Origin of the sequence: Halomonas sp. SL1, from assembly GCF_003030865.2 — a bacterium.
In the GTDB taxonomy this organism is placed as follows: domain Bacteria; phylum Pseudomonadota; class Gammaproteobacteria; order Pseudomonadales; family Halomonadaceae; genus Halomonas; species Halomonas halophila.
Window position 1 is genome coordinate 33,527 of sequence record NZ_PYUQ02000003.1, and the last position, 20,457, is coordinate 53,983.

A 20,457-nucleotide genomic window follows, 5' to 3' on the forward strand; every position below is an offset into this window, starting at 1 on the left:
CACACAACAGCAAGTGCCAGGAGAACACGCCATGTTCAAGCGACTCGTCACCAGCGCCGTCCTCGGCGCCGCCCTGCTCGGCAGCCAGGCCAGCCTCGCCGCCGACTACACCCTGAAGTTCGGCCATCTGGCCAACGAGCAGCACATCTGGAACCAGGCGGCCCTCAAGTTCAAGGAACTGGTCGAGGAGAACTCCGACGGGCAGATCGAGGTTCAGGTCTATCCCAACGAGCAGCTCGGCGCCGAGATGGACGTCATCAACAGCATCCAGCTGGGCACCGCCGACATGACCATCACCGGCGAGAGCCTGCAGAACTGGGCGCCCAAGGCGGCGATGATGGCCGTGCCCTATGCCTTCCGCGACTCCGAGCACCTCAGGCAGGCCGTGGAAGGGGATATCGGCGACCAGATCGAGGCTCAGATCACCGAACGCGCCAACCTGGTGCCGCTGGCCTGGTTCGAGCGCGGCCCGCGCGAGCTGACCAGCAACCGTCCGATCACCTCGCCCGAGGATCTGGACGGCATCCGCCTGCGGGTGCCCAACGTGCCGCTGTTCGTCGACGCCTGGGAGGCGCTGGGCGCGCGGCCGACGCCGATGGCCTTCAGCGAGGTCTTCACCGCGCTGCAGCAGAGCACCATACAGGCCCAGGAGAACCCGCTGAGCCTGATCGAGAGCGCCAGCTTCGATGAGGTGCAGGACTACGTGAACCTCACTGGCCACGTGCGCAGCTGGATCTACGTGGTGATCGGCAGGAACCAGCTCGAGGCGATGCCCGACGACTTGCAGCAGGTCGTGCGTGATGCCGCCCAGGAGATGCAGGCCTACGAAGCCGACCTGTTCGCGACGGACCAGGAGCGTCTGCGCCAGAGCCTGGAGGAGCGCGGCATGGAGTTCGTCGAGGTTGACACCGAGGCCTTCGCCGAGAAGGCGCGCCCGGCGGTGCTCGAGGCGCTGAACGACGAGCAGCGTGCGCTCTACGACGCGATTCAGGACCTCTAAAGTACGGGGCGGGCACTTCGGTGCCCGCCACTTCCTTCCTGTTGCCATCGGGGTGGCCGATCACCCCCGAGAGGTGTACCCATGGATGCTTCCGAGCAGCGGGCCGTCGAGGAGCTCGACGCCCTGTCGGCGGTGCCACGCCTGCCGGGCCTGGCCGGTCGTGTGATCGGCTGGCTCGATACCCTGTTCACCTTCCTCGCGACACTGGCACTGGTGGGCATCGCCGCCACCGTGCTGCTGCAGGTCGTCGGGCGTCTGGCGCTGCCTTCCTCGCCGGCCTGGACCGAAGAACTGTCGCGTTACCTGTTCATCTACATGGTCGCCCTCTCCGCCGGCGTGGTGATCCGCCGGCGCCGCAACGTCAACGTGGAGCTCTTCCATCACTGGATGGGGCCGCGCGGGCGGGCGATCTACCAGGTGCTGGTATGCCTGCTGGTGGGGGGCTTCGCCCTGATCGTGCTGCCCTACGCCTGGCAGTACGCCGCCAATGGCACCTGGCAGACCTCGCCGACCCTGAGGGTGCCCATGCTCTACATTTTCTTCTCCACCGTGGTGCTGTTCGGGCTGGTCCTGCTGTATAGCGCCATCGGTGTCATCGAAGGCCTTTGGGGTGCCTGGCACCCGGCCTCCCACGCCGATACGGAGACCCCGTGATGGAAGTGATCGCGCTGTTCGCCGTCTTCCTGGTGCTGCTGCTGGTCGGGGTGCCGATCGCCTTCTCGCTGGGCATCGCCTCGCTGAGCTATCTGCTGCTGGCGGGGATTCCGCTGACCATCGTGCCGCAGCGCCTCTACTCGGGAATCGACACTTTCGTGCTGTTGTGTATTCCCGGTTTCGTGCTGGCCGGGAACCTGATGAACGTCGGCAACATCACCGAGCACATCGTGCGTTTCTCCAACGCCCTCGTCGGCCACATCCGCGGCGGCCTGGGCCTGGCCAACGTCGGCGGCTCGATGATCTTCGGCGGCATCTCGGGCACGGCCGTGGCGGATGCCGCCAGCATCGGCTCGGTGATGATTCCCGGCATGTCGAAGGCCGGCTACGACAAGCCGTTCTCGGCCGCCGTCACTGCGGCCTCCTCGACCATCGGGCCGATCATCCCGCCCAGCGTGCCGATGATCATCGCCGGCTCGCTGACCGGCGTCTCGGTCGGCCGCATGTTCCTGGCCGGCGCCATCCCGGGCATCCTGCTGGGCGTGGCGATGATGGTCACTGTCTACCTGCTGGCCATTCGCCGCGGCTATCCCAAGGAGAAGCGGGTATCCCTGCTGCAGCTGGTGCGCGAGGGGCGCACCGCCTTCTGGGCGCTGCTGATGACCGCCATCATTCTCTACGGCATCATCGGCGGTTTCTTCACGCCCACCGAGGCCTCCATCGTCGCCAGCCTCTATGCGCTGGTGGTCGGCATGTACGTCTACAAGGGGCTCTCCTGGCGCAAGCTGCCGGCCATCCTCACCGACACCGTGCTGACCTCTTCCGCACTGCTGCTGCTGGTGGGGCTGGCCAACCTGTTCGGCTGGATCCTGACCAGCGAGCAGATTCCCCAGATGGTCGCGTCCGGCATCCTGGCGATCAGCGAGAATCCGCTGGTGGTGATCCTGATCCTCAACCTGATCATGTTGTGCGTCGGCGCCTTCATGGAGACGATCGCTGCGCTGATCATCCTCTTCCCGGCGCTGCTGGGCGTGGCGACCGGGGTGGGCATGGACCCGGTGCACTTCGCGGTGATGGCGGTGCTCAACCTGATGATCGGCCTCACCACACCACCGGTGGGCGTCTGCCTGTTCGTGGTCTCGGGGATCGGCAACCTGCAGGTGCTGACCGTGGCCCGGGCGATCCTGCCGTTCCTGATCTGCAACCTTGCCGTGCTGCTGCTGGTGGCCTACGTGCCGGCCATCTCGATGTGGCTGCCCAACCTGATCCTCGGCCCGTAAGGCCGCGCCCCTGACATGGAGAGCATGATGCAGAGTGTCAAACGGCTGCCGGCCAGTGCCGGCAGGGTTCGAATCGGCATGGTCCATCTGGGCCTGGGCGCCTTCCACCGCGCCCACCAGGCGGTCTACCTGGAGCGCTATCGCCAGCGTACCGGCGATGACGCCTGGGGCGTGAGCAGTGCCAACCTGCGTGCCAGCGTGGCGCTGGTCGATGCCCTGCGCGAGGCCGGCCATCGCTATCACGTGGCCGAATACGCCGACAGCGAGCATGTCACCGTGCGCGAGATCGGCGTGATCGAGGAGACGCTGTTCACCGGCAAGGACGAGAACGGCCGCTGGGGGCGCGACGTCGAGACGCTGCTCGAGCGCATGGCGTCCCCCGAGACCCGCATCGTCACCCTGACGGTGACCGAGAAGGGCTATTTCCTGAGCCCGGCCAGCGGCGAGCTGCTGGTCGACGACCCGCTGGTGGCCGCCGATATCGCTCATCCCGAGGCGCCGCGTACCGCGCCGGGGCTGCTGGTCGAGGCGCTGGCGCGACGTCATGCGGCAGGGCAGGCGCCGTTCACGGTGCTCAGCTGTGACAACATGCCCGACAACGGCAAGCGCACCCGGGCCGCCGTGATGGCGCTGGCGGCGCGGCGCGATGCTGGGCTGGCCGACTGGATCGCGGACGAGGTCGCCTTCCCGTGCAGCATGGTCGACCGCATCGTGCCGGCCATGACCGAGGCCGACTTCTCGCGCCTGGCAGTGCTCGGCATCGAGGATCGCAACGCCGTGGTCGGCGAGTCGTTCAGTCAGTGGGTGGTCGAGGACGACTTCCCCCAAGGGCGTCCCGACTGGGCCGCGGACGGCGTGGAGATGGTGGCCGACGTGGCCCCCTTCGAGACCATGAAGCTGCGGATGCTCAACGGCAGTCATTCCCTGCTCGCCTACCTGGGCGCGCTGGGTGGCATCGAGACGGTGGCCGAGGCCGTGGGCCGCGAGGATCTGACGTCGCTGCTGCGCCGCTACATGCTCGACGAGGCCGCCTCGACCCTCGCCATGCCCGAGGGCACGGACCTCGACGCCTACGCCGAGCAGCTGCTGGCCCGCTTCGCCAACGACAGCCTGCACCACCGTCTGCAGCAGATCGCCATGGACGGTTCCCAGAAGCTGCCCCAACGCTGGCTGAGTGGTGCCGAGATCCACCTTGCCGCCGGGCGAGACGTGGCCTGCACGGCGCTCGGTGTGGCCGCCTGGATTCGCTACACGGCCGGCACAGACCTGGCCGGCACCCCCCACGCCGTGGACGACCCGCTGGCCGACCGCCTGGCGGCGCTGCATGTGCGTCATGGCGATGACATCGCCGGTCTCGTTTCCGCCTTCATGGCCGTGGAAGACGTTTTCCCGCCGGCGCTGGCGGCCGAGCCGCGTTTCGTCGCCGCCGTCACCGCCGCCTACACCGATCTGACACAACAGGGGCTGGCCGGGGCGCTGGACGCCCTCGGACGGGCCTGATCGAGAGGACACTCCCATGGAACATACCTGGCGCTGGTTCGGCCCCGCGGACCCCATCACCCTCGACGAGATTCGCCAGACCGGTGCGACCGGCATCGTCACCGCGCTGCACGAGATTCCCAACGGCGAGGTCTGGCCGGTGGAGGCCATTGAAGAGCGCAAGCGAATGATCGAGGCCGCCGGCCTGTCCTGGTCGGTGGTCGAGAGCGTGCCGGTACACGAGGACATCAAGAAGGGGTTGCCGGAGCGTGACGCCCATATCGCCGCCTACCAGCAGACGCTGCGCAATCTGGCGGCCTGTGGCATCGACACCGTCTGCTACAACTTCATGCCGGTGCTCGACTGGACGCGCACCGACCTGAGCTGGCGCCTGCCGGACGGCGGACTGGCGCTGCGCTTCGATCAGGTCGCCTTCGCTGCCTTCGACCTCTACCTGCTGGCGCGCCCCGGCGCCGAGGCCGAGTACTCCGATGCCGAGAAGACCGAGGCGAGGGCGTATTTCGACGACCTCGACGAGGCCGGGCGAGCGCGCCTGAAAGACACCATCATCGCCGGGCTGCCCGGCGCCGAGGAGCACTACACGCTCGAGCAGTTCCGGGGTGTGCTGGCGGAGTATGCCGAGATCGATGCCGAGCGGCTGCGCGAGCATCTGGGCGACTTCCTGGAGGCCATCGTTCCGGTGGCCGAAGAGGTAGGCGTACGCCTGGCGATTCACCCCGACGACCCTCCCCGGCCGCTGTTCGGTCTCCCTCGGGTGGTGTCCGACCCCGAGGACGCCCAGTGGCTGCTCGAGCGGGTGCCGAGTCCGGCCAACGGGCTGACGCTTTGCACCGGCTCCTACGGCGTCAGCGCCGATATCGACCTGGTGGGCATGGCCGAACGCTTCGCGCAGAATATCTACTTCGCTCACCTGCGCTCCACGCAGCGCGAGGCACCGGACTCGCGCTCCTTTCACGAGGCTCCGCATCTGGGCGGGGACGTGGACATGGTCGGCGTGGTCCGGGCGCTCGTCGCCGAGGAGCGTCGTCGCGAACGCGAAGGCGGCCCGCGGCTGCCGCTGCGCCCCGACCATGGCCATCACATCCTCGACGATCAGCACCGCGATACCGCCCCGGGGTACCCGCTCTACGGGCGCCTCAAGGGGCTGGCCGAGCTGCGCGGGGTGGAGCTGGGGGTGCGTTCGTTGACCAGCTGAAGGAGACTGGCTCGACAGGTGATGTCCCCGCTAGTGTGCCGGCGGGGGCGTCGTCGTCTCGCGGAGTGAGGGAGTCTCAGGGAGCCGGCGTCGTGCCGGCGGCCAGCCGGGCGATTGCCGCCGGCAGCTCGCTGGCGTGGCCGATGGACACGGCGCCTTCCGGCGTCGTTTCCTCCTCGGGAAGGCGGTTCAGGTGCACCACCCGCATGCCGGCATCCAGGCCGGCCGCCACGCCCACCGCGGCATCGTCGATCACCACGCAGTGCTCGGGCGCATGGCCCATGGCCTCGGCGGCCTTGAGGTAGAGGGCCGGGTCGGGCTTCCACACCCCCAGGGTGTAGGCGCTGAACAGCCGGTCGCCGAAGTGGTGGCCGAGCCCGGAGCTTTCCATGGCGCAGCGGATCTTGCGCTCCGGGCCGTTGGAGACCACCGCACGGGGATGCTCGGCGAGGGCCTCCAGGGCCGCCGGCATGCCGTCGATCGCGGCCAGCTCCGCGCGCATCCGCGCTTCCATCCGTGCCCGCATTTCGTCTTCCGCCGACCGGCGGCGCGCCTCGTCGAGGCTGCCGTGGTGGGCTTCCAGTGCCTGCACGATGGACAGGAAGCGCACGCCGCGAAACTCGTCCATGTACTGGCGGGCGGTGAAGGGCAGGCCGTGGCGCGGCAGGATCTCGGCCATCACCTCGGCCAGCAGGATCTCGCTGTCGACCAGGGTGCCGTCGGAATCGAAGAGCAGGCAGAGGGGCTGGGGCATGGTGTCCTCGTGATCGATCATGGAGTCAGGCCGGCGTGCAGGCCGGTTCGTTGAACGGGCTCAGCGGCCGCTCGCCGGACAACGCCAGGCGGATGTTGTCCACCGCGCGCTTGGCCATGTCATAGCGGGTCTCGTGGGTCGCCGAGCCGATGTGCGGCAGGGCGACCACGTTGGCCATGCGGGGCAGTGGGGAATCGGCCGGCAGTGGCTCGCGCTCGAAGACGTCGAGCCCGGCGGCGCGGATGCGTCCGGTGTCCAGCGCCTCGATCAGCGCCGCCTCGTCGACCACCTTGCCGCGGGCAATGTTGACCAGGATCGCCGAGTCGCGCATCAGGCCGAGCTCGCGTTCGCCGATCAGCCGCTCGGTCTCGGCGCTCAGCGGCACGGTGACGCAGACGAAGTCGGCCTCGGCGAGCAGTTCGTCCAGCTCGCGGCGCCGGGCGCCGAGTTCGTCCTCGAGCGCCGGCTTCGGCGAGGCGTTGGAATAGAGAATGCGCATGCCGAAGCCCAGCGCGCCGCGCCTGGCGATGGCGGCGCCGATACGCCCCATGCCGACCATGCCCAGGGTCTTGCCGTGCACGTCGCTGCCGTAGTGGGCCTCGCCGATGCTGGCCTGCCAGTCGCCGCGACGAACGAGGTTGGCCAGCTCCACGGCGCGGCGGGCCGTCGCCATGATCAGCAGGAAGCCGGTGTCGGCGGTGGTCTCGGTGAGCACGTCCGGGGTGTGGCACAGCTGGATGCCTCGGCGTGCCAGTTCCTCGACCGGATAGGCGTCGACGCCCACCGAAACGCTGGAGATCGCCTCCAGCTGCGGGGCGGCATCGAGCAGCTCGGCGGTGATCGAGCGGCCGGCGCCGATCAGGCCGTGGGCCTCGGCCAGGGCGGCGCGGAAGCCCGGGTCGTCGAGGTCATCCAGATGGCCGAAGTCGTCGACGTGGAAGTCGCGCTTCAGCTCGGCGAGCAGGTCTTCGGGAAGAGGGCGATAGACGGCAATTCGCTTCGACATGGGCATCTCCTTGCTCCTTGGGTGTCGGTCATGCCTCGAGCTCGGTGAGGCGTTCGCGTGAGGGTAGCCCTTCCATATCGCCCGGCACCTGCACGGCGAGGGCGCCGATCAGGTTGCCGCGCCGCAGGGCCTCACGCGGCGAGCGGCCGTCGAGCAGGGCGCTGATCGCCCCGACCGCGAAGCCATCGCCGGCGCCCACGGTGTCGACGACGTTGGAGACGGCCACGCCGGGAATCTCGAAGCTCTCCTCGTGCCCGTCGAGCGTACCACGGTAGTAGCTGCCTTCCGGGCCCAGCTTGATGATCACCGCCCGGGCGCCGCGGTCGAGGTAGAAGCCGGCGATGTCGTGGGGCGTGTCCAGCCCGGTCAGGCGGCGGCCCTCCGCCAGGCCCGGCAGCACCCAGTCGGCGTGGCCGGCCATGGCGTTGAGGGTGTCGCGCATCTCGGCCTCGCTGGCCCACAGCGACGGGCGCAGGTTGGGGTCGAAGGAGATGCTGGCGCCGGCCTGGCGGGCCCGCTCGAGCATGTGCCAGGACAGCTCGCGGCAGCTGGCCGAGAGGGCCGGCGGGATGCCGGTGGCGTGCAGGTGACGGGCGGCGCCGAAGTTCACCGCCCGGGCATCTTCCGGCGACAGCCGGCTGGCGGCGCTGCCGCGGCGGAAGTATTCGACGTGCGGATCGGCGCCGCCCTGGGCGCGTTCCTTGAAGATCAGTCCGGTGGAGGCGTCCGGGTCGCCGGTCAGGTGACGGCAGTCCAGGCCCTCGGCCTCGAGGGTGTGGCGGATGTAGCGGCCGAAGCCGTCGTCGCCGACCCGGCTCAGCCAGCCGACGCCGAAGCCCAGTCGCGCCAGGCCGATGGCGACGTTGGTGTCCGCACCGGCGATTCGGCGTCGGAAGGTCTCGACCTCGGCCAGTTCGCCGGCGGCCTCGGCGACGAACAGGGTCATGGCCTCGCCGAAGGCGAGAATCTCGGGGCTGGGGGAGGGTGTGGTCATTGGCGGTATCTCCTGCATCATGATGGGAACGTTACCATCGAGCGGCGAGTCGCGCCGCTCGATGGCGCTATGGTGTCAGCGGCGGGTCGAGCCGCGGGCGATCAGGGTCGGCGAGAAGCGAACCTGCCGAGGTGGGCGCCGGGCATCGTTAAGGCGCTCCAGCAGGCTGTCCATGGCGGCCCGGCCGATCGCCTCGGTGGGCTGGGCGAGGGTGGTGATGCCGGGGCCGACCAGGCCGCACCAGTCGAGTTCGTCGATGCCCATCAGGCCGGTGGTGCCGAGGGTGTCGCCGCGGGCCTGCAGCACGCGTGTGACCGCCAGAGTGACGTTGCCGTTGGCGCACAGCACGGCCCTGGGGGCGGCGGCCGGGCGGTCGAGGAAATCGGCGATGGCGCGCTCCAGGGCCGGGGTGTCGTCGAGCGGGAGACAGCAGACTTCACCCTCCAGCCCATCGGCGCCGAGCTTGGTCCAGAAGCGCTCCAGGCGGCGCTGGCGGGAGCTGGCGCGTTCCGGCGGCTCGCTGATGTACAGCAGCTCGCCGTAGCCCTGGGCCCGCAGATGCTCCAGGGCGGCGTCGATGGCGCGGTCGTTGTCGAGGCCGACCATGTCCGCCTCGAGATCGTCCAGCGAGCGGTCGAGCAGCACCAGCGGCGTGTCCCGCTCGGTCAGGGCCGCGAGCTCCTCGCCGGGGTGGCCGGCGACGTTGAGCACCAGGCCTTCGACACGGTACGACGCCAGCAGCGCCAGATGATCGCGTTCCTGGGCGGGGTCGTTGTCGGTGTTGCAGACCATCAGCGAGAAGCCGTGGGCGCGGCAGGCCTGCTCCACGCCGTGCATCACCGCCACCGAGAAGGGGTTGCGGATGTCGGCGACCAGCATGCCGATCAGCCCCGACTGTCCGCCCTTGAGGCCGCGCGCGATGCGGTTGGGCCGGTAGCCGAGTCGGCTGGCGCTGGCGGCGATGCGCTGCTGCATGTCGGGCGACAGCCGGCTGCGCTCATCGCCGAAATAGCGCGAGACGCTGGTCTTGGAGACGCCAGCGTCGCGGGCGACTTCCAGGATGGTGGCGCGGGATCGGCGTGTCGGAGCGGTCATGAAGGGGCATCACGAAAAATGGGAACGTTCCCAAATTAGTGGCAAGCGCCATGACATGACAAGTCCGACGTGATTAGACCATGGTGGAGAAGCGGGCCCCTAGGCCCGTGACAGCGAGCGCTGGCGGTCGTGTTCCAGGCGGGCGATCACGGTGGGCAGCTGGAACATGCTGGTGATCATGATGGCGCCTTCCGGCGTCTCTTCTGCGTCGGGGAAGCGGTTGAGGTGGATCACCGTCATGCCGGCATTCAGCGCCGCCTGGACGCCGACCAGGGCGTCGTCGATGGCCACGCAGTCCTCGGGCGCGTAGCCCAGCATGGCCCCGGCGTGGCGATACAGGCAGGGGTCGGGCTTCCAGCACTGCGCCTCGTAGGCGCTGAACAGGTGATCGCCGAATACCGGCTCGAGGTTGGTCGCCAGCAGCGAGGTGCGGATCTTGTTGATCGGCCCGTTGGAGACCACGCCCATGGGATGGCCGGACAGGGCGGCCAGGGCCTCGGCGGCGCCGGTGATCGGCGTCAGGTCGGTGGCCAGGCGGCGGTTGAGGTTGGCGCGCATGTCGCGCTCCAGCACCTCGAGGCGGTCCGGGTCGACGGCGCCATGGCGGCTCTCCAGCTCGGCGACGATATGGCGGAAGCGGGCGCCGCGGAACTCGCCGACGTAGTCGCTGGCCTGGAAGGGCAGGCCGGCGGCGGTCAGGCTGGTTTCCATCTCGGCGGCGAGCAGGGGCTCGCTGTCGACCAGGGTGCCATCGCAATCGAAGAGTAGGCAGAGAGGGCGGGCCATCACCGGTAACCTCGCGGGCGTGTCATTCGGCTTTAACGCTATTGTCTCATATCGGCAGCGTTCATCTTTAGTTTAAGACCATTTCCGCGACTTTGTGAACAGTGTTTTTCAATTCAATCTTTGCTGCACATTCTTCATGCGCCGGGTGAGATCAGCCCGGCGCCATCACCAGCATCGCCGCCCCGGCCAGATAGCAGCCGGCAATGGCCAGGCTCTCGAAGCCGATGCGGCCGGGCCCCAGGCGCTCGCGGTGGATCATGCCGACCATCAGGATGGCGGTCATCAGCAGCGAGATCGCCACCCACAGCGCCACGCCGTCGGGCATGGCGTGATAGATCGAGCCGCCGCGATAGGCCGCGTCCGAGGCGGCCACGAACAGGGTGTCGAAGGCATTGCCGCCGATGATGCCGGCCACGGCCAGGGTCAACGCGCCCCGGCGCACCGCCGCGATCGAGGTCACGAGCTCCGGCAGCGAGGTGACCACCGCGGTCATCAGCACGCCCACCACCGACTGCCCGAGGCCGGTGTCCTCGGCGATCACCGAGGCCACGCCTTCCAGCAGCCAGCCGCTGGCGCCGAGCACCACGGCCAGGCCCAGGAAACTCAGCCACAGCCGCGTCGCCGAACGGTTCCGGGCCTGCTCGTCCGGCACGTCCGGCGTCGTTTCCCGGGTCTGGGCCGGCCGCCACATGGGGCGGTCGCGGGTACGCTCCGCCAGCCGCAGCCCGAACAGGTAGCTGATCACGATCAGCGGTGTGACGGGGTGGACCTGCCACAGGGTCCATTCCGGGGCGAAGCGGCCCACCAGCACCAGGGTCAGCAGGCACAGCAGCAGGCCGCCCTGCATCAGGTTGCCGATGGAGGCGGCGGCGTGCTCCAGGTTGGCGCGCCGGTGGGTCAGGTCGGCGATGGTCAGGAACAGGGTCTGGACGGCGATGCCCCCCAGGGCGTTGCTCATCGCCAGGGTGGGGCGGTCGGCCAGCGCCGCCGAGACCGACAGCACCAGTCCCGACAGCGAGGTGGCCATGCCCAGCAGCACGGCGCCGGCGATGGCCTCGCCGAGGCCGGTGCGGTCGGCCAGGTCGTCGACGATGTGCGTCAGCCGCGTGCCGGCGACGCCGATCACCAGGGCGCAGGCGACGAACGCCGCGAAGGCGAGGGGCAGCGAGAGGGCGCTCAGCATGGCCGGCGGCCGTTCGGCATGAGGACGGGATGTCGCGAGGGGGACGGAAAGGCCGAGGGCGGCGCGGGCATGGGAGCTCCTGGCTGGGCATGACGGCGGCGATGCGCGAGCCGCCAGTCCAGCGCGAAGCCGGGTGTCGCGTCAAGGCGCCGAGGGGATCGAGCGCCTTGAAACGCCTCGGCCCCGCATGAGCGGGGCCGAGGGCGTGGGGCGGTGAATCGCGGCGTGGATCAGCCGCGGTTGCGGGCCGGGGCGTTGCCCAGTGCCTGATGGGCGCGCTCGAGGTCCTCGGGTTCGAGCTCCCAGGCCTTGGGGTCCAGGTCCAGATCCGGGTGATCCTTGGCGTTGAAGACCGGTTGCTCCACGCCGGCGCGCATCTGGCCGTCGAAGTCCCGCAGGATGCGCAGGCCCGGCTTGAACAGCATGATCAGGGCGATCAGGTTGGCCACCGCCAGCAGGCCCATGGTCACGTCGGCGAAGCCGAACGCGGTGCCCAGGTCGGTGGTGGCGCCCCAGCAGACCAGCAGCACGATGGTCACGCGGAAGGCATTGAACAGGCCCTGATTGCGGCGGCTGAAGAAGTTCAGGCTGTTCTCGCCCAGATAGTAGTTGTAGAGGATGGTGCTGAAGGCGAACAGCAGCAGCGCGATGCTGACGAAGGTGCGGCCCCATTCGCCGACGTGGTCGGCCAGGGCGGCCTGGGTCAGGGCGATGCCGGCGACGTCGACGCCGGCGCCCGCTTCATAGACGCCGCTGAGCAGGATCACGAAGGCGGTGGCGGAGCAGATGATCACGGTGTCGATGAACACCGAGAAGGCCTGCACGATGCCCTGGTTGGCCGGGTGCGGCACGTAGGCCACGGCCGCCACGTTGGGCGCGCTGCCGAGGCCGGCCTCGTTGGAGAACAGGCCGCGCTTGAGGCCCATCATGATGGCCGCGCCGATGCCGCCGCCGATGGCCGGCTCGAGACCGAAGGCGCTCTTCACGATCAGCGCGATGACGTCCGGAATCTGGGTGATGTTCAGGGCCAGCACCACCAGCGCGATCAGCAGATAGCCGCCGGCCATGATCGGCACCAGGAACTCGGAGATGCGGGCGATACGCTTGATGCCGCCGAAGATGATCAGGCCCACCAGCAGCGCCAGGCCGAGACCGCTGTAGAGCACCGGCACGCCGAAGGCGTCGCCGAAGGAGGTGGCCACGGAATAGGACTGCAGGGCGGTGAAGGCGAAGCCGAAGGTCACCAGCAGCAGCGCCGAGTAGACGCCGGCCAGCCAGTTCCAGTGGCGGCCAAGGCCACGGGAGATGTAGTAGGCCGGGCCACCGCGATAGGTGCCGTCGCCTTCGGCGGTCTTGTAGGTCTGCGCCAGGGTGCACTCGAGGAAGCTGGTGGCCATGCCCATCAGGCCGACGACCCACATCCAGAACACGGCGCCGGGGCCGCCAAGGGTGATGGCCACGGCGACGCCGGCGATGTTGCCGCCGCCGACCCGGCCGGCCACCGACAGCACCAGCGCCTGGAAGGAGCTCAGGTGGCCGTGCTTGTCCTTCTTGAAGGCTTGGCTGGCGCCCAGGATGCGGAACATGCGGCCGAAGTAGCGGAACTGCACGAAGCGCGAGGCGACGGTGAAGCCGATGCCCACGGCGATCAGCAGTACGATCAGGACCTTGCCCCATAGCAGGTCGTTGAGGAAAGCCAACATTCCATTCATCTCCATCTTGGCGTTATTCGCGGTGCGGGGGATTTAAGCAGGCCGCGGTCACGCTGTGATTTGACGCTATGGTGCAGCCTGGCGCACCATGCGCCGCACCCAGTGCACCAGGGTGCACCATCTTGGGGCGAGCGCCCGACAGGAACCCACCGACATGCATGACGACTTCGCGGCCAACCTCCGGCTGCTGTGCAGCTACTACCGCTCCATCGCCGAGGTCTGCCGCCGGCTCGACATCAATCGGGCCCAGTTCAACCGCTATCTCAGCGGCCGCTACAAGCCCGCCAGCAACACCATGCGCCGCATCTGCGACTTCTTCGGCGTCGAGGTGCACGAGATCCTGCTGCCCCACGACGAGTTCCGCTCGCTGGTGCGGCTGCATCCGACGCCGGACGGCGAGTCGCCCGAGCGGGCGCCGTCGCTGGGGCTGCCCGCCGCGCTGCTCGAGCAGGGGCGTCAGGGCATGTCGCGCTATCTCGGCTGCTACCACGAGTATTACCTGGCCATGTCGCGGCCCGGGCAGGTGCTGTGCACCCTGGTCTGCCTCGAGCGGCGCGGCGAGGACGTGCTCTACCAGCGCACCGAGCGCATGCCGCCCCGTGCCGGTGGCCGCCACTGGCACAACCGCTATCAGGGCGTGGCGCTGCTGCTGACCGACCGCCTGTTCCTGGCCGATCACGAGTCGCTCAACGGTCACGAGATGACCCAGACCATCCTCTTCCCCAGCTTCAAGAGTCACGTCGCGCGACTCACCGGGCTCAAGCTGGGCGTGGCCGACAGCAGCGAGCGCATGCCCTGCGGCGTGCGGGTGGTCTACGAGCGCATCGCCGACACGGTCAGCCCGCGCCAGGCGCTGGCGCAGTGCGGCCTCTACGACCTGGACGACCCGGCCCTCGATCCCGATATCGTGGCGGCGATCCACAACGACATCGGCCCCGGAGAGTGGCATTTCCGGGCGCGCTACCTCTAGGCAGGCACGTCAGCGTGCGGCGTGGCGGCCGCAGTTCTCGCGGTAGGCCGGGGCGTCGGCGCCCAATGCCAGCTGCTCGGTGACGGTGTGGTAGTAGAACGGCAGGGCGGGGCGATCGGCGCGCACGGCGTCGCCGCACAGGCCGTAGCCCTTGTTCACCTCGAGCAGGCGCTCGATCTCGACGTCGTCCTGAGCCTCGAGGCGCTCGGCGATACGGGCGGCGATCCGGTCGTCGCGGTCGTTGTCGGCCATCCACTGGCCGCCGAAGATCAGGCCGGCGACGAGCAGGATGGCGACCACGGGAATCCACAGATTGTGCATGGCGGGGCTCGCATGATGCCCGCCGGCACGGAGGCCGGCGGGGCGGGGACGCTTACTTGACGCGCGGGTCCAGTTCGCCGCGCTCGTAGCGCAGGAACATCTCTTCCAGGTTGATCGGCTTGATCTTGCTGGCCTGGCCGGCGGTGCCGAAGGCTTCGTAGCGGGCCTTGCAGACTTCCTTCATGGCCGCGGTGCTGACCTTGAGGAACTTGCGCGGGTCGAACTCGGCCGGGTGCTCGGCCAGGAAGCGACGCACCGCGCCGGTGGAGGCCAGGCGCAGGTCGGTGTCGATGTTGACCTTGCGCACGCCGTGCTTGATGCCCTCGACGATCTCCTCGACCGGCACGCCGTAGGTCTCGGGGATGGCGCCGCCGAACTCGTTGATCACCTCGAGCCACTCCTGCGGCACGGAGGAGGAGCCGTGCATCACCAGGTGGGTCTCGGGGATGCGGGCGTGGATCTCCTTGATGCGCTGGATGGAGAGGGTGTCGCCGGTGGGCGGCTGGGTGAACTTGTAGGCGCCGTGGCTGGTGCCGATGGCGATCGCCAGGGCGTCCACGTGGGTGGCCTTGACGAACTCGGCGGCCTCTTCCGGGTCGGTCAGCAGCTGGTCGTGATCGAGCTTGCCCTCGGCGCCGACGCCGTCTTCCTCGCCGGCCATGCCGGTTTCCAGGCTACCCAGGCAGCCCAGCTCGCCCTCGACGGAGACGCCGCAGGCGTGGGCCATCTCGACGGTGCGACGGGTGACGTCGACGTTGTAGTCGTAGCTGGTCGGGGTCTTGCCGTCGGTGCCCAGCGAGCCGTCCATCATCACCGAGGAGAAGCCCAGCTGGATGGAGCGCTGGCACACCGCGGGGCTGGTGCCGTGGTCCTGGTGCATGACCACCGGGATGTGCGGGAATTCCTCGACGGCGGCCAGGATCAGGTGGCGCAGGAAGGGCGCACCGGCATACTTGCGGGCGCCGGCGGAGGCCTGGACGATCACCGGAGAGTCGGTCTCGTCGGCGGCTTCCATGATGGCGCGCATCTGCTCGAGGTTGTTGACGTTGAACGCCGGGATGCCGTAGCCGTGCTCGGCGGCGTGGTCCAGCATCTGGCGCATGCTGATCAGTGCCATGAAGTCACCCTTTGTCGTGTGAGGCGGCGGGCTGCGCCGCCTGCATCGCAGTAATGATGGTTTATTTTGCGGCGGCTTCGAGGGCCGCGACCGCCGGCAGCACCTTGCCCTCGACGTATTCGAGGAAGGCGCCGCCGCCGGTGGAGATGTAGGAGACCCGGTCGGCGATGCCGTACTTGTCGATGGCCGCCAGGGTGTCGCCGCCGCCGGCGATGGAGAAACCGTCGCTCTCGGCGATGGCGTAGGACAGCGCCTCGGTGCCGTGGCCGAACTGGTCGATCTCGAACACGCCGACCGGGCCGTTCCACAGGATGGTGCCGGCGGCCTTGAGCTGCTCGCCGAGCCTGGCGGCGGTGTCCGGGCCGATGTCGAGGATCATCTCGTCATCATTCACCTGGTCGACCGGCTTGGTCACCGCGGTGGCGCTGTCGGAGAACTCGGTGGCCACCACCACGTCGGAGGGCAGCGGGATCTCGACCTTGTCCATCAGCGCCTTGGCGGCCTCGACCAGGTCGGCCTCGTGCAGCGACTTGCCGACGTTGTAGCCGGCCGCGGCGATGAAGGTGTTGGCGATGCCGCCGCCGACGATGATGCGGTCGCACTTCTCGGACAGCGCGTTGAGCACCTCGAGCTTGGTGGAGACCTTGGAGCCGCCGACGATGGCGGTCATCGGGCGCTTCGGCGTGGCCAGCGCCTTCTCCAGTGCCTCGAGTTCCTGGGCCAGCAGCGGGCCGGCGCAGGCGGCGGGAGCGAAGCGCGCCACGCCGTGGGTCGAGGCCTGGGCGCGGTGGGCGGTGCCGAAGGCATCCATCACGTAGACGTCGCACAGCGCGGCGTAGGCCTTGGCCAGCGCCTCGTCGTCCTTCTTCTCGCCCTTGTTGAAGCGCACGTTCTCGAGCAGCACGACCTCGCCGTCGGTGAAGGCGGGTGCCGTCTCCAGGTAGTCCTCGACCAGGCGCACCGGGCGACCGAGCAGGCCGGAGAGATGCTCGGCTACCGGCGCCAGGGAGAACTCCTCGGCCGGCTCGCCCTCGGTGGGGCGTCCCAGGTGGCTCATCAGCATCACCTTGCCGCCGGCCTCGAGTGCCGCCTGGATGGTCGGCAGGGCGGCCCGCAGGCGGGCGTCGCTGGTCACCTGGCCGTTCTTGACGGGCACGTTCAGGTCCTCGCGGATCAGCACTCGCTGGCCGTCGAGGTCGAGGTCGGTCATCTTGCGCACGTTCATGGAAGCAGATTCCTCGTCTGGGAAAGCCGAAGGGGTCTCAGGCATCGGAGGGTGGCACCGGGCCCAGTCGCGCGATGCGGCCGGCGACGTCGAGCATGCGATTGGCGAAGCCCCACTCGTTGTCGAACCAGCACAGCATCTTGATCAGGCGGCCGCCGGCCACCCGGGTCTGGGTGGCGTCCACGATACCGGAGCGCGGATCGTGGTTGAAGTCGACCGAGGCCATGGGCGTTTCGGTGTAGCCGAGCAGCCCGGCGAGCCGTCGGGCGCTGGCCTCGCGGAGCAGGGCGTTGACCGTCTCGGCGTCGGTATCGGTGCGCACCGAGAGGGCCAGATCCATGGCCGAGACGTTGATGGTCGGCACCCGCACGTGCAGGCATTCGAAGCGGTCGGCCAGGTGCGGCATCAGGCGGTTGATGCCGCGCGCAAGGCCGGTGTCCACCGGCACGATGGAGTGCATTGCCGAGCGCGTCAGGCGCAGGTCGGTCTGGTGATAGGCGTCGATCACCGGCTGGTCGTTCATCGCCGAGTGAATGGTGGTGGTGACGCCGTGGTCGAGGCCCAGCGCCTCGTCGAGCACCGTCAGCACCGGCACCAGGCAGTTGGTGGTGCAGGAGGCGGCGGAGATCACCCGGCACTCGGGCGTCAGGTCGGCGTCGTTGATGCCGCTGACGATGGTGGCGTCGACGTCGCTCTCGGCGGGCTGGGAGAACAGCAGTCGCGCGGCGCCGGCGGCCAGGTGGGCCTCGGCGACATCGCGCTCCTTGAAGCTGCCGGAGCATTCCAGCACCAGGTCGATCCCGAGCTCGGCCCAGGGCAGGGCGGCCGGGTCGGCCTCGGAGAGCACCCGGATCGGACGGCCGTCGATCACCAGGTGTTCGCCGTCGACTTCCACGCTGCCGGGGAAGCGACCGTGGGTGGTGTCGAAGCGGGTCAGGTAGGCGATGGTGTCGAGCCCGGACAGCTCGTTGAGGGCCACTACCTCGAGTTCCGGCATGTCGCGCTCGACGAGCGCGCGCAGCACGCACTGGCCGATGCGGCCGTAACCGTTGATGGCGATGCGTAGGGCCATGGCCTGTCCTGGGCTCCCGAATCCGGTGGGCGAGAGGCGGCGATTCTAGCCTATTTCGCGATCGGCGTCGCCGGTCGGGGCGGCCGAGGCATGCGCGTCGGCGCCGCTCATGCTGCCGTGTGCGACGAAAGTCGCCCGCTGGCGGAGGTGGCGTCTAGAGGCCCAGCAGCCGCCAGGCCAGCGGCAGGCACAGGGCGGTGAGGATGCCGGTCAGGCTCATACCCAGCGAGGCGAAGGCACCGGCGGCGGGGCTCATCTCGAAGGCGCGCACGGTGCCGATGGCATGGCCGTTGACCCCCAGGGCGAAGCCGAGGATACGATGGTCGCGAATGCCCAGCGCCGGGGCCAGCAGGCTGACCGCCAGGGTCGCCATCACGCCGGTGAGCAGCAGCCCGCCCATCAGCAGCGGCACCGAGCCGCCGAGTTCCTCGACGATGCCGAGCGCGATCGGTGCGGTCACCGACTTGGGGGCCAGCGAGGCCAGCACCTCGGGGCTGGCGCCCAGCGCCCAGGCCAGCGCCAGCGAATAGCACGAGGCCAGGGCCGCCGCCGGCGGCAGACTCAGCGCCAGCGGTTTCCACAGCGTGCGGATGTGGGGCAGCTGCTGGTAGAGGGGCACCCCGAGCGCCACCGTGGCCGGGCCGAGCAGCAGCATCAGCCAGTCGGCGCCGCGCCGGTAGTCGGCGACGTCGATGGACAGCCCCCGCAGTGTGGCGGCGACCAGCAACGCGGCCAGCAGCACCGCCGGGCACCAGCCGGGGCGCCCCAGGCGCTCGACGGCCCACAGGGCGGCGAGATAGGCGGCCAGCGTCAGGGCGATGGCCGACAGCGGAGTGGCCAGCAGCGCTTCGCGCACCGCCACCAGGGCGTCGCTCATGAGCGGGACTCCGGCGGCGCGTCCGCGTCAGGCTCGGCGGGCATGCAGCGGCGCATCAGCAGCAGGGTGGTCAGCACGCTGGCCAGGGTGCCGACCACCAGCGCCACCGCGACGGCCAGCCACTGGCCGGCGAAGTCGTCCGCGACGAAGAACACGCCCACCACGCCGGGCATGATCAGCATCGCCAGCAGGCCGATCAGCGGCTGGCCGGCGGCGGCGATGTCATCGAGCCGGCCGATGCGCAGCATCAGCAGGATAGTCATCAGCAGCATGCCCACCACCCCGGCCGAGACCGGCAGGTCGAGCAGCACCACCAGCGTCTCGCCGGCCAGCCACACCCCCGTGAGCCACAGAAACCCGCGCAGTACTGCGATCACCTCGTCCTCCCTGACGGATTGTTCCACTCAGGCGTCATCATGCCAGAGCGGCGGGGGGAAATCCGTTCGCCGTCGCCGGCCGCGCCCTGTGGGCGCCCGGAGACTGTCGCTGGCGGGAGGCGCCGACAAGTCGGGTTCGGGGGAGCGAAGACGACGCCGTTTTCGTCGCGTCGGTGGGCTGTCGACGGCCGGCGCTTGCTCTAGGCTAGGGGAACCGTCCGTCAATCATCAGGAGAGAGGGTGCGATGACCGATATAGCGCAGTTGCTCGGCAGCGAAACGGAAAGCCTGCTGACCCACCAGTGCCGGGGCATTCCGGCGGCGTCGATTCACGCGCCGGGCCCGGACTACGTCGACCGGGTAATGGCCCACAGCGACCGCCGGCCCCACGTGCTGCGCAACATGCAGGCGCTGTTCGATCACGGTCGGCTCGGCGGCACCGGCTACCTGAGTATCCTGCCGGTGGATCAGGGCATCGAGCACTCCGCCGGGGCGTCCTTCGCGCCCAACCCGCTCTACTTCGACCCGGCCAACATCGTCGAGCTGGCCATCGAAGGCGGCTGCAACGCCGTGGCCTCGACCCTGGGCGGGCTGTCCTCGGTGGCGCGGCAGTACGCGCACAAGATCCCGATGCTGCTCAAGCTCAACCACAACGAGACGCTGACCTATCCGGCGGTCTACGACCAGACGCTGTTCGCCCAGGTCGAGCAGGCCTTCGAGATGGGCTGTGCGGCGGTGGGGGCGACCATCTACTTCGGCTCGCCCGAGAGCCGCCGCCAGATCGGCGAGATCAGCCAGGCCTTCGAGCGCGCCCACGAGCTGGGCATGGTCACGGTGCTGTGGGCCTACCTGCGCAACCCGGCCTTCAAGCACGAGGGCCAGGACTACCACACCGCCGCCGACCTCACCGGCCAGGCGATCCACCTGGCGGCGACCCTCAAGGCCGATATCGTCAAGCAGAAGATGGCCGAGACCAACGCCGGCTATCGCGACATCGGCTTCGGCCACACCCACGCCAAGGTCTACGACGAGCTGACCTCCGAGCATCCCATCGACCTGGCCCGCTACCAGGTGGCCAGCAGTTACATGGGCCGCGCCGGGCTGATCAACTCCGGCGGTGCGGCGGGCGGCGAGAGCGACCTGGCCCAGGCGGTGCGCACCGCGGTGATCAACAAGCGCGCCGGGGGCATGGGGCTGATCTCCGGCCGCAAGGCCTTCCAGAAGTCGATGGCCGAGGGCGTCGAGCTGCTCCATGCCATCCAGGACGTCTACCTGGACGACGGCATCACCCTGGCTTGATCCGGGGCGCGAGAGGCACGACGAAAAAAAGGCACGGCATA

The 20,457-nt window shown here is 69.1% G+C and carries 20 protein-coding genes; 7 read left to right on the forward strand and 13 right to left on the reverse strand.

The features are described from left to right. Nucleotides 1–31: 31 nt before the first annotated feature. The 5 genes from C9J49_RS00780 to uxuA all read left to right on the forward strand — a co-directional run bounded on the left by C9J49_RS00780 (nucleotide 32) and on the right by uxuA (nucleotide 5,629). Complete coding sequence (locus C9J49_RS00780; RefSeq protein ID WP_046078487.1) at nucleotides 32–1,000, forward strand: TRAP transporter substrate-binding protein; 969 nt, start codon at nucleotides 32–34, stop codon at nucleotides 998–1,000. Between the two features lie 81 nt (nucleotides 1,001–1,081). After that, complete coding sequence (locus C9J49_RS00785) at nucleotides 1,082–1,654, forward strand: TRAP transporter small permease (RefSeq protein WP_046078486.1); 573 nt, start codon at nucleotides 1,082–1,084, stop codon at nucleotides 1,652–1,654. Then, nucleotides 1,654–2,934, forward strand: coding sequence for a TRAP transporter large permease (locus C9J49_RS00790; protein WP_046078485.1), 1,281 nt, complete (start codon nucleotides 1,654–1,656; stop codon nucleotides 2,932–2,934). The genes C9J49_RS00785 and C9J49_RS00790 overlap by 1 nt, the downstream gene beginning before the upstream one ends. A 27-nt stretch (nucleotides 2,935–2,961) precedes the next feature. Further along, nucleotides 2,962–4,434 carry a mannitol dehydrogenase family protein gene (locus C9J49_RS00795; RefSeq protein ID WP_107181133.1) on the forward strand — a complete coding sequence of 491 codons (1,473 nt, stop codon included), beginning with the start codon at nucleotides 2,962–2,964 and terminating at the stop codon, nucleotides 4,432–4,434. A 16-nt stretch (nucleotides 4,435–4,450) separates the two neighbouring features. Next, nucleotides 4,451–5,629: a mannonate dehydratase gene (gene uxuA / locus C9J49_RS00800; RefSeq protein ID WP_107181134.1), complete on the forward strand. Its 1,179-nt coding sequence runs from the start codon at nucleotides 4,451–4,453 to the stop codon at nucleotides 5,627–5,629. Nucleotides 5,630–5,705: 76 nt separating this feature from the next. On the opposite strand, the gene C9J49_RS00805 is transcribed toward uxuA, so the two are convergent. The 7 genes from C9J49_RS00805 to C9J49_RS00835 all read right to left on the reverse strand — a co-directional run bounded on the left by C9J49_RS00805 (nucleotide 5,706) and on the right by C9J49_RS00835 (nucleotide 13,150). After that, nucleotides 5,706–6,383, reverse strand: a complete 678-nt coding sequence (locus tag C9J49_RS00805; RefSeq protein ID WP_107181154.1) for an HAD family phosphatase — start codon at nucleotides 6,381–6,383, stop codon at nucleotides 5,706–5,708. A gap of 25 nt (nucleotides 6,384–6,408) precedes the next feature. Next, nucleotides 6,409–7,389 carry a D-glycerate dehydrogenase gene (locus tag C9J49_RS00810; protein WP_107181155.1) on the reverse strand — a complete coding sequence of 327 codons (981 nt, stop codon included), beginning with the start codon at nucleotides 7,387–7,389 and terminating at the stop codon, nucleotides 6,409–6,411. A 28-nt stretch (nucleotides 7,390–7,417) separates the two neighbouring features. Beyond that, nucleotides 7,418–8,383, reverse strand: coding sequence for a sugar kinase (locus C9J49_RS00815; RefSeq protein WP_046078482.1), 966 nt, complete (start codon nucleotides 8,381–8,383; stop codon nucleotides 7,418–7,420). A 75-nt stretch (nucleotides 8,384–8,458) separates the two neighbouring features. Continuing rightward, entirely contained in the window at nucleotides 8,459–9,478 is a 1,020-nt protein-coding gene (locus tag C9J49_RS00820) for a LacI family DNA-binding transcriptional regulator (protein WP_107181135.1), read from the reverse strand. Between the two features lie 99 nt (nucleotides 9,479–9,577). Then, entirely contained in the window at nucleotides 9,578–10,264 is a 687-nt protein-coding gene (locus tag C9J49_RS00825; RefSeq protein ID WP_035597202.1) for an HAD family phosphatase, read from the reverse strand. A gap of 151 nt (nucleotides 10,265–10,415) precedes the next feature. Beyond that, nucleotides 10,416–11,447, reverse strand: a complete 1,032-nt coding sequence (locus C9J49_RS00830) for a sodium:calcium antiporter (protein ID WP_046078480.1) — start codon at nucleotides 11,445–11,447, stop codon at nucleotides 10,416–10,418. 230 nt (nucleotides 11,448–11,677) lie between these two features. Then, nucleotides 11,678–13,150, reverse strand: coding sequence for a sodium:alanine symporter family protein (locus C9J49_RS00835; protein WP_035597196.1), 1,473 nt, complete (start codon nucleotides 13,148–13,150; stop codon nucleotides 11,678–11,680). A gap of 163 nt (nucleotides 13,151–13,313) precedes the next feature. Between C9J49_RS00835 and C9J49_RS00840 the strand changes: the two genes are divergently transcribed. Beyond that, the gene (locus tag C9J49_RS00840) at nucleotides 13,314–14,129 is read left to right on the forward strand and encodes a helix-turn-helix transcriptional regulator (protein WP_046078479.1); all 816 of its coding nucleotides are present in this window, start codon (nucleotides 13,314–13,316) and stop codon (nucleotides 14,127–14,129) included. Between the two features lie 9 nt (nucleotides 14,130–14,138). On the opposite strand, the gene C9J49_RS00845 is transcribed toward C9J49_RS00840, so the two are convergent. From C9J49_RS00845 to C9J49_RS00870, 6 genes are all read right to left on the reverse strand, one after another. Next, on the reverse strand, nucleotides 14,139–14,450 hold the full coding sequence (locus C9J49_RS00845) for a hypothetical protein (RefSeq protein ID WP_107181136.1): 312 nt from the start codon (nucleotides 14,448–14,450) through the stop codon (nucleotides 14,139–14,141). Between the two features lie 52 nt (nucleotides 14,451–14,502). Further along, a complete protein-coding gene (gene fba / locus C9J49_RS00850; protein ID WP_035597188.1) occupies nucleotides 14,503–15,567 on the reverse strand; it encodes a class II fructose-bisphosphate aldolase in 1,065 nt (354 codons plus the stop codon). Between the two features lie 61 nt (nucleotides 15,568–15,628). Further along, a complete protein-coding gene (locus tag C9J49_RS00855) occupies nucleotides 15,629–16,792 on the reverse strand; it encodes a phosphoglycerate kinase (protein ID WP_107181137.1) in 1,164 nt (387 codons plus the stop codon). A 37-nt stretch (nucleotides 16,793–16,829) separates the two neighbouring features. Continuing rightward, nucleotides 16,830–17,864 carry a type I glyceraldehyde-3-phosphate dehydrogenase gene (locus C9J49_RS00860; RefSeq protein WP_046078476.1) on the reverse strand — a complete coding sequence of 345 codons (1,035 nt, stop codon included), beginning with the start codon at nucleotides 17,862–17,864 and terminating at the stop codon, nucleotides 16,830–16,832. A gap of 154 nt (nucleotides 17,865–18,018) precedes the next feature. Then, nucleotides 18,019–18,741 carry an LrgB family protein gene (locus tag C9J49_RS00865; RefSeq protein ID WP_107181138.1) on the reverse strand — a complete coding sequence of 241 codons (723 nt, stop codon included), beginning with the start codon at nucleotides 18,739–18,741 and terminating at the stop codon, nucleotides 18,019–18,021. Then, nucleotides 18,738–19,115, reverse strand: a complete 378-nt coding sequence (locus tag C9J49_RS00870; protein WP_046078513.1) for a CidA/LrgA family protein — start codon at nucleotides 19,113–19,115, stop codon at nucleotides 18,738–18,740. Before C9J49_RS00870 ends, C9J49_RS00865 begins: the two co-directional genes overlap by 4 nt. A gap of 248 nt (nucleotides 19,116–19,363) precedes the next feature. On the opposite strand from C9J49_RS00870, the gene C9J49_RS00875 reads away from it, so the two are divergent. Beyond that, nucleotides 19,364–20,416, forward strand: a complete 1,053-nt coding sequence (locus tag C9J49_RS00875; protein WP_035597176.1) for a class I fructose-bisphosphate aldolase — start codon at nucleotides 19,364–19,366, stop codon at nucleotides 20,414–20,416. Nucleotides 20,417–20,457 lie beyond the last annotated feature (41 nt).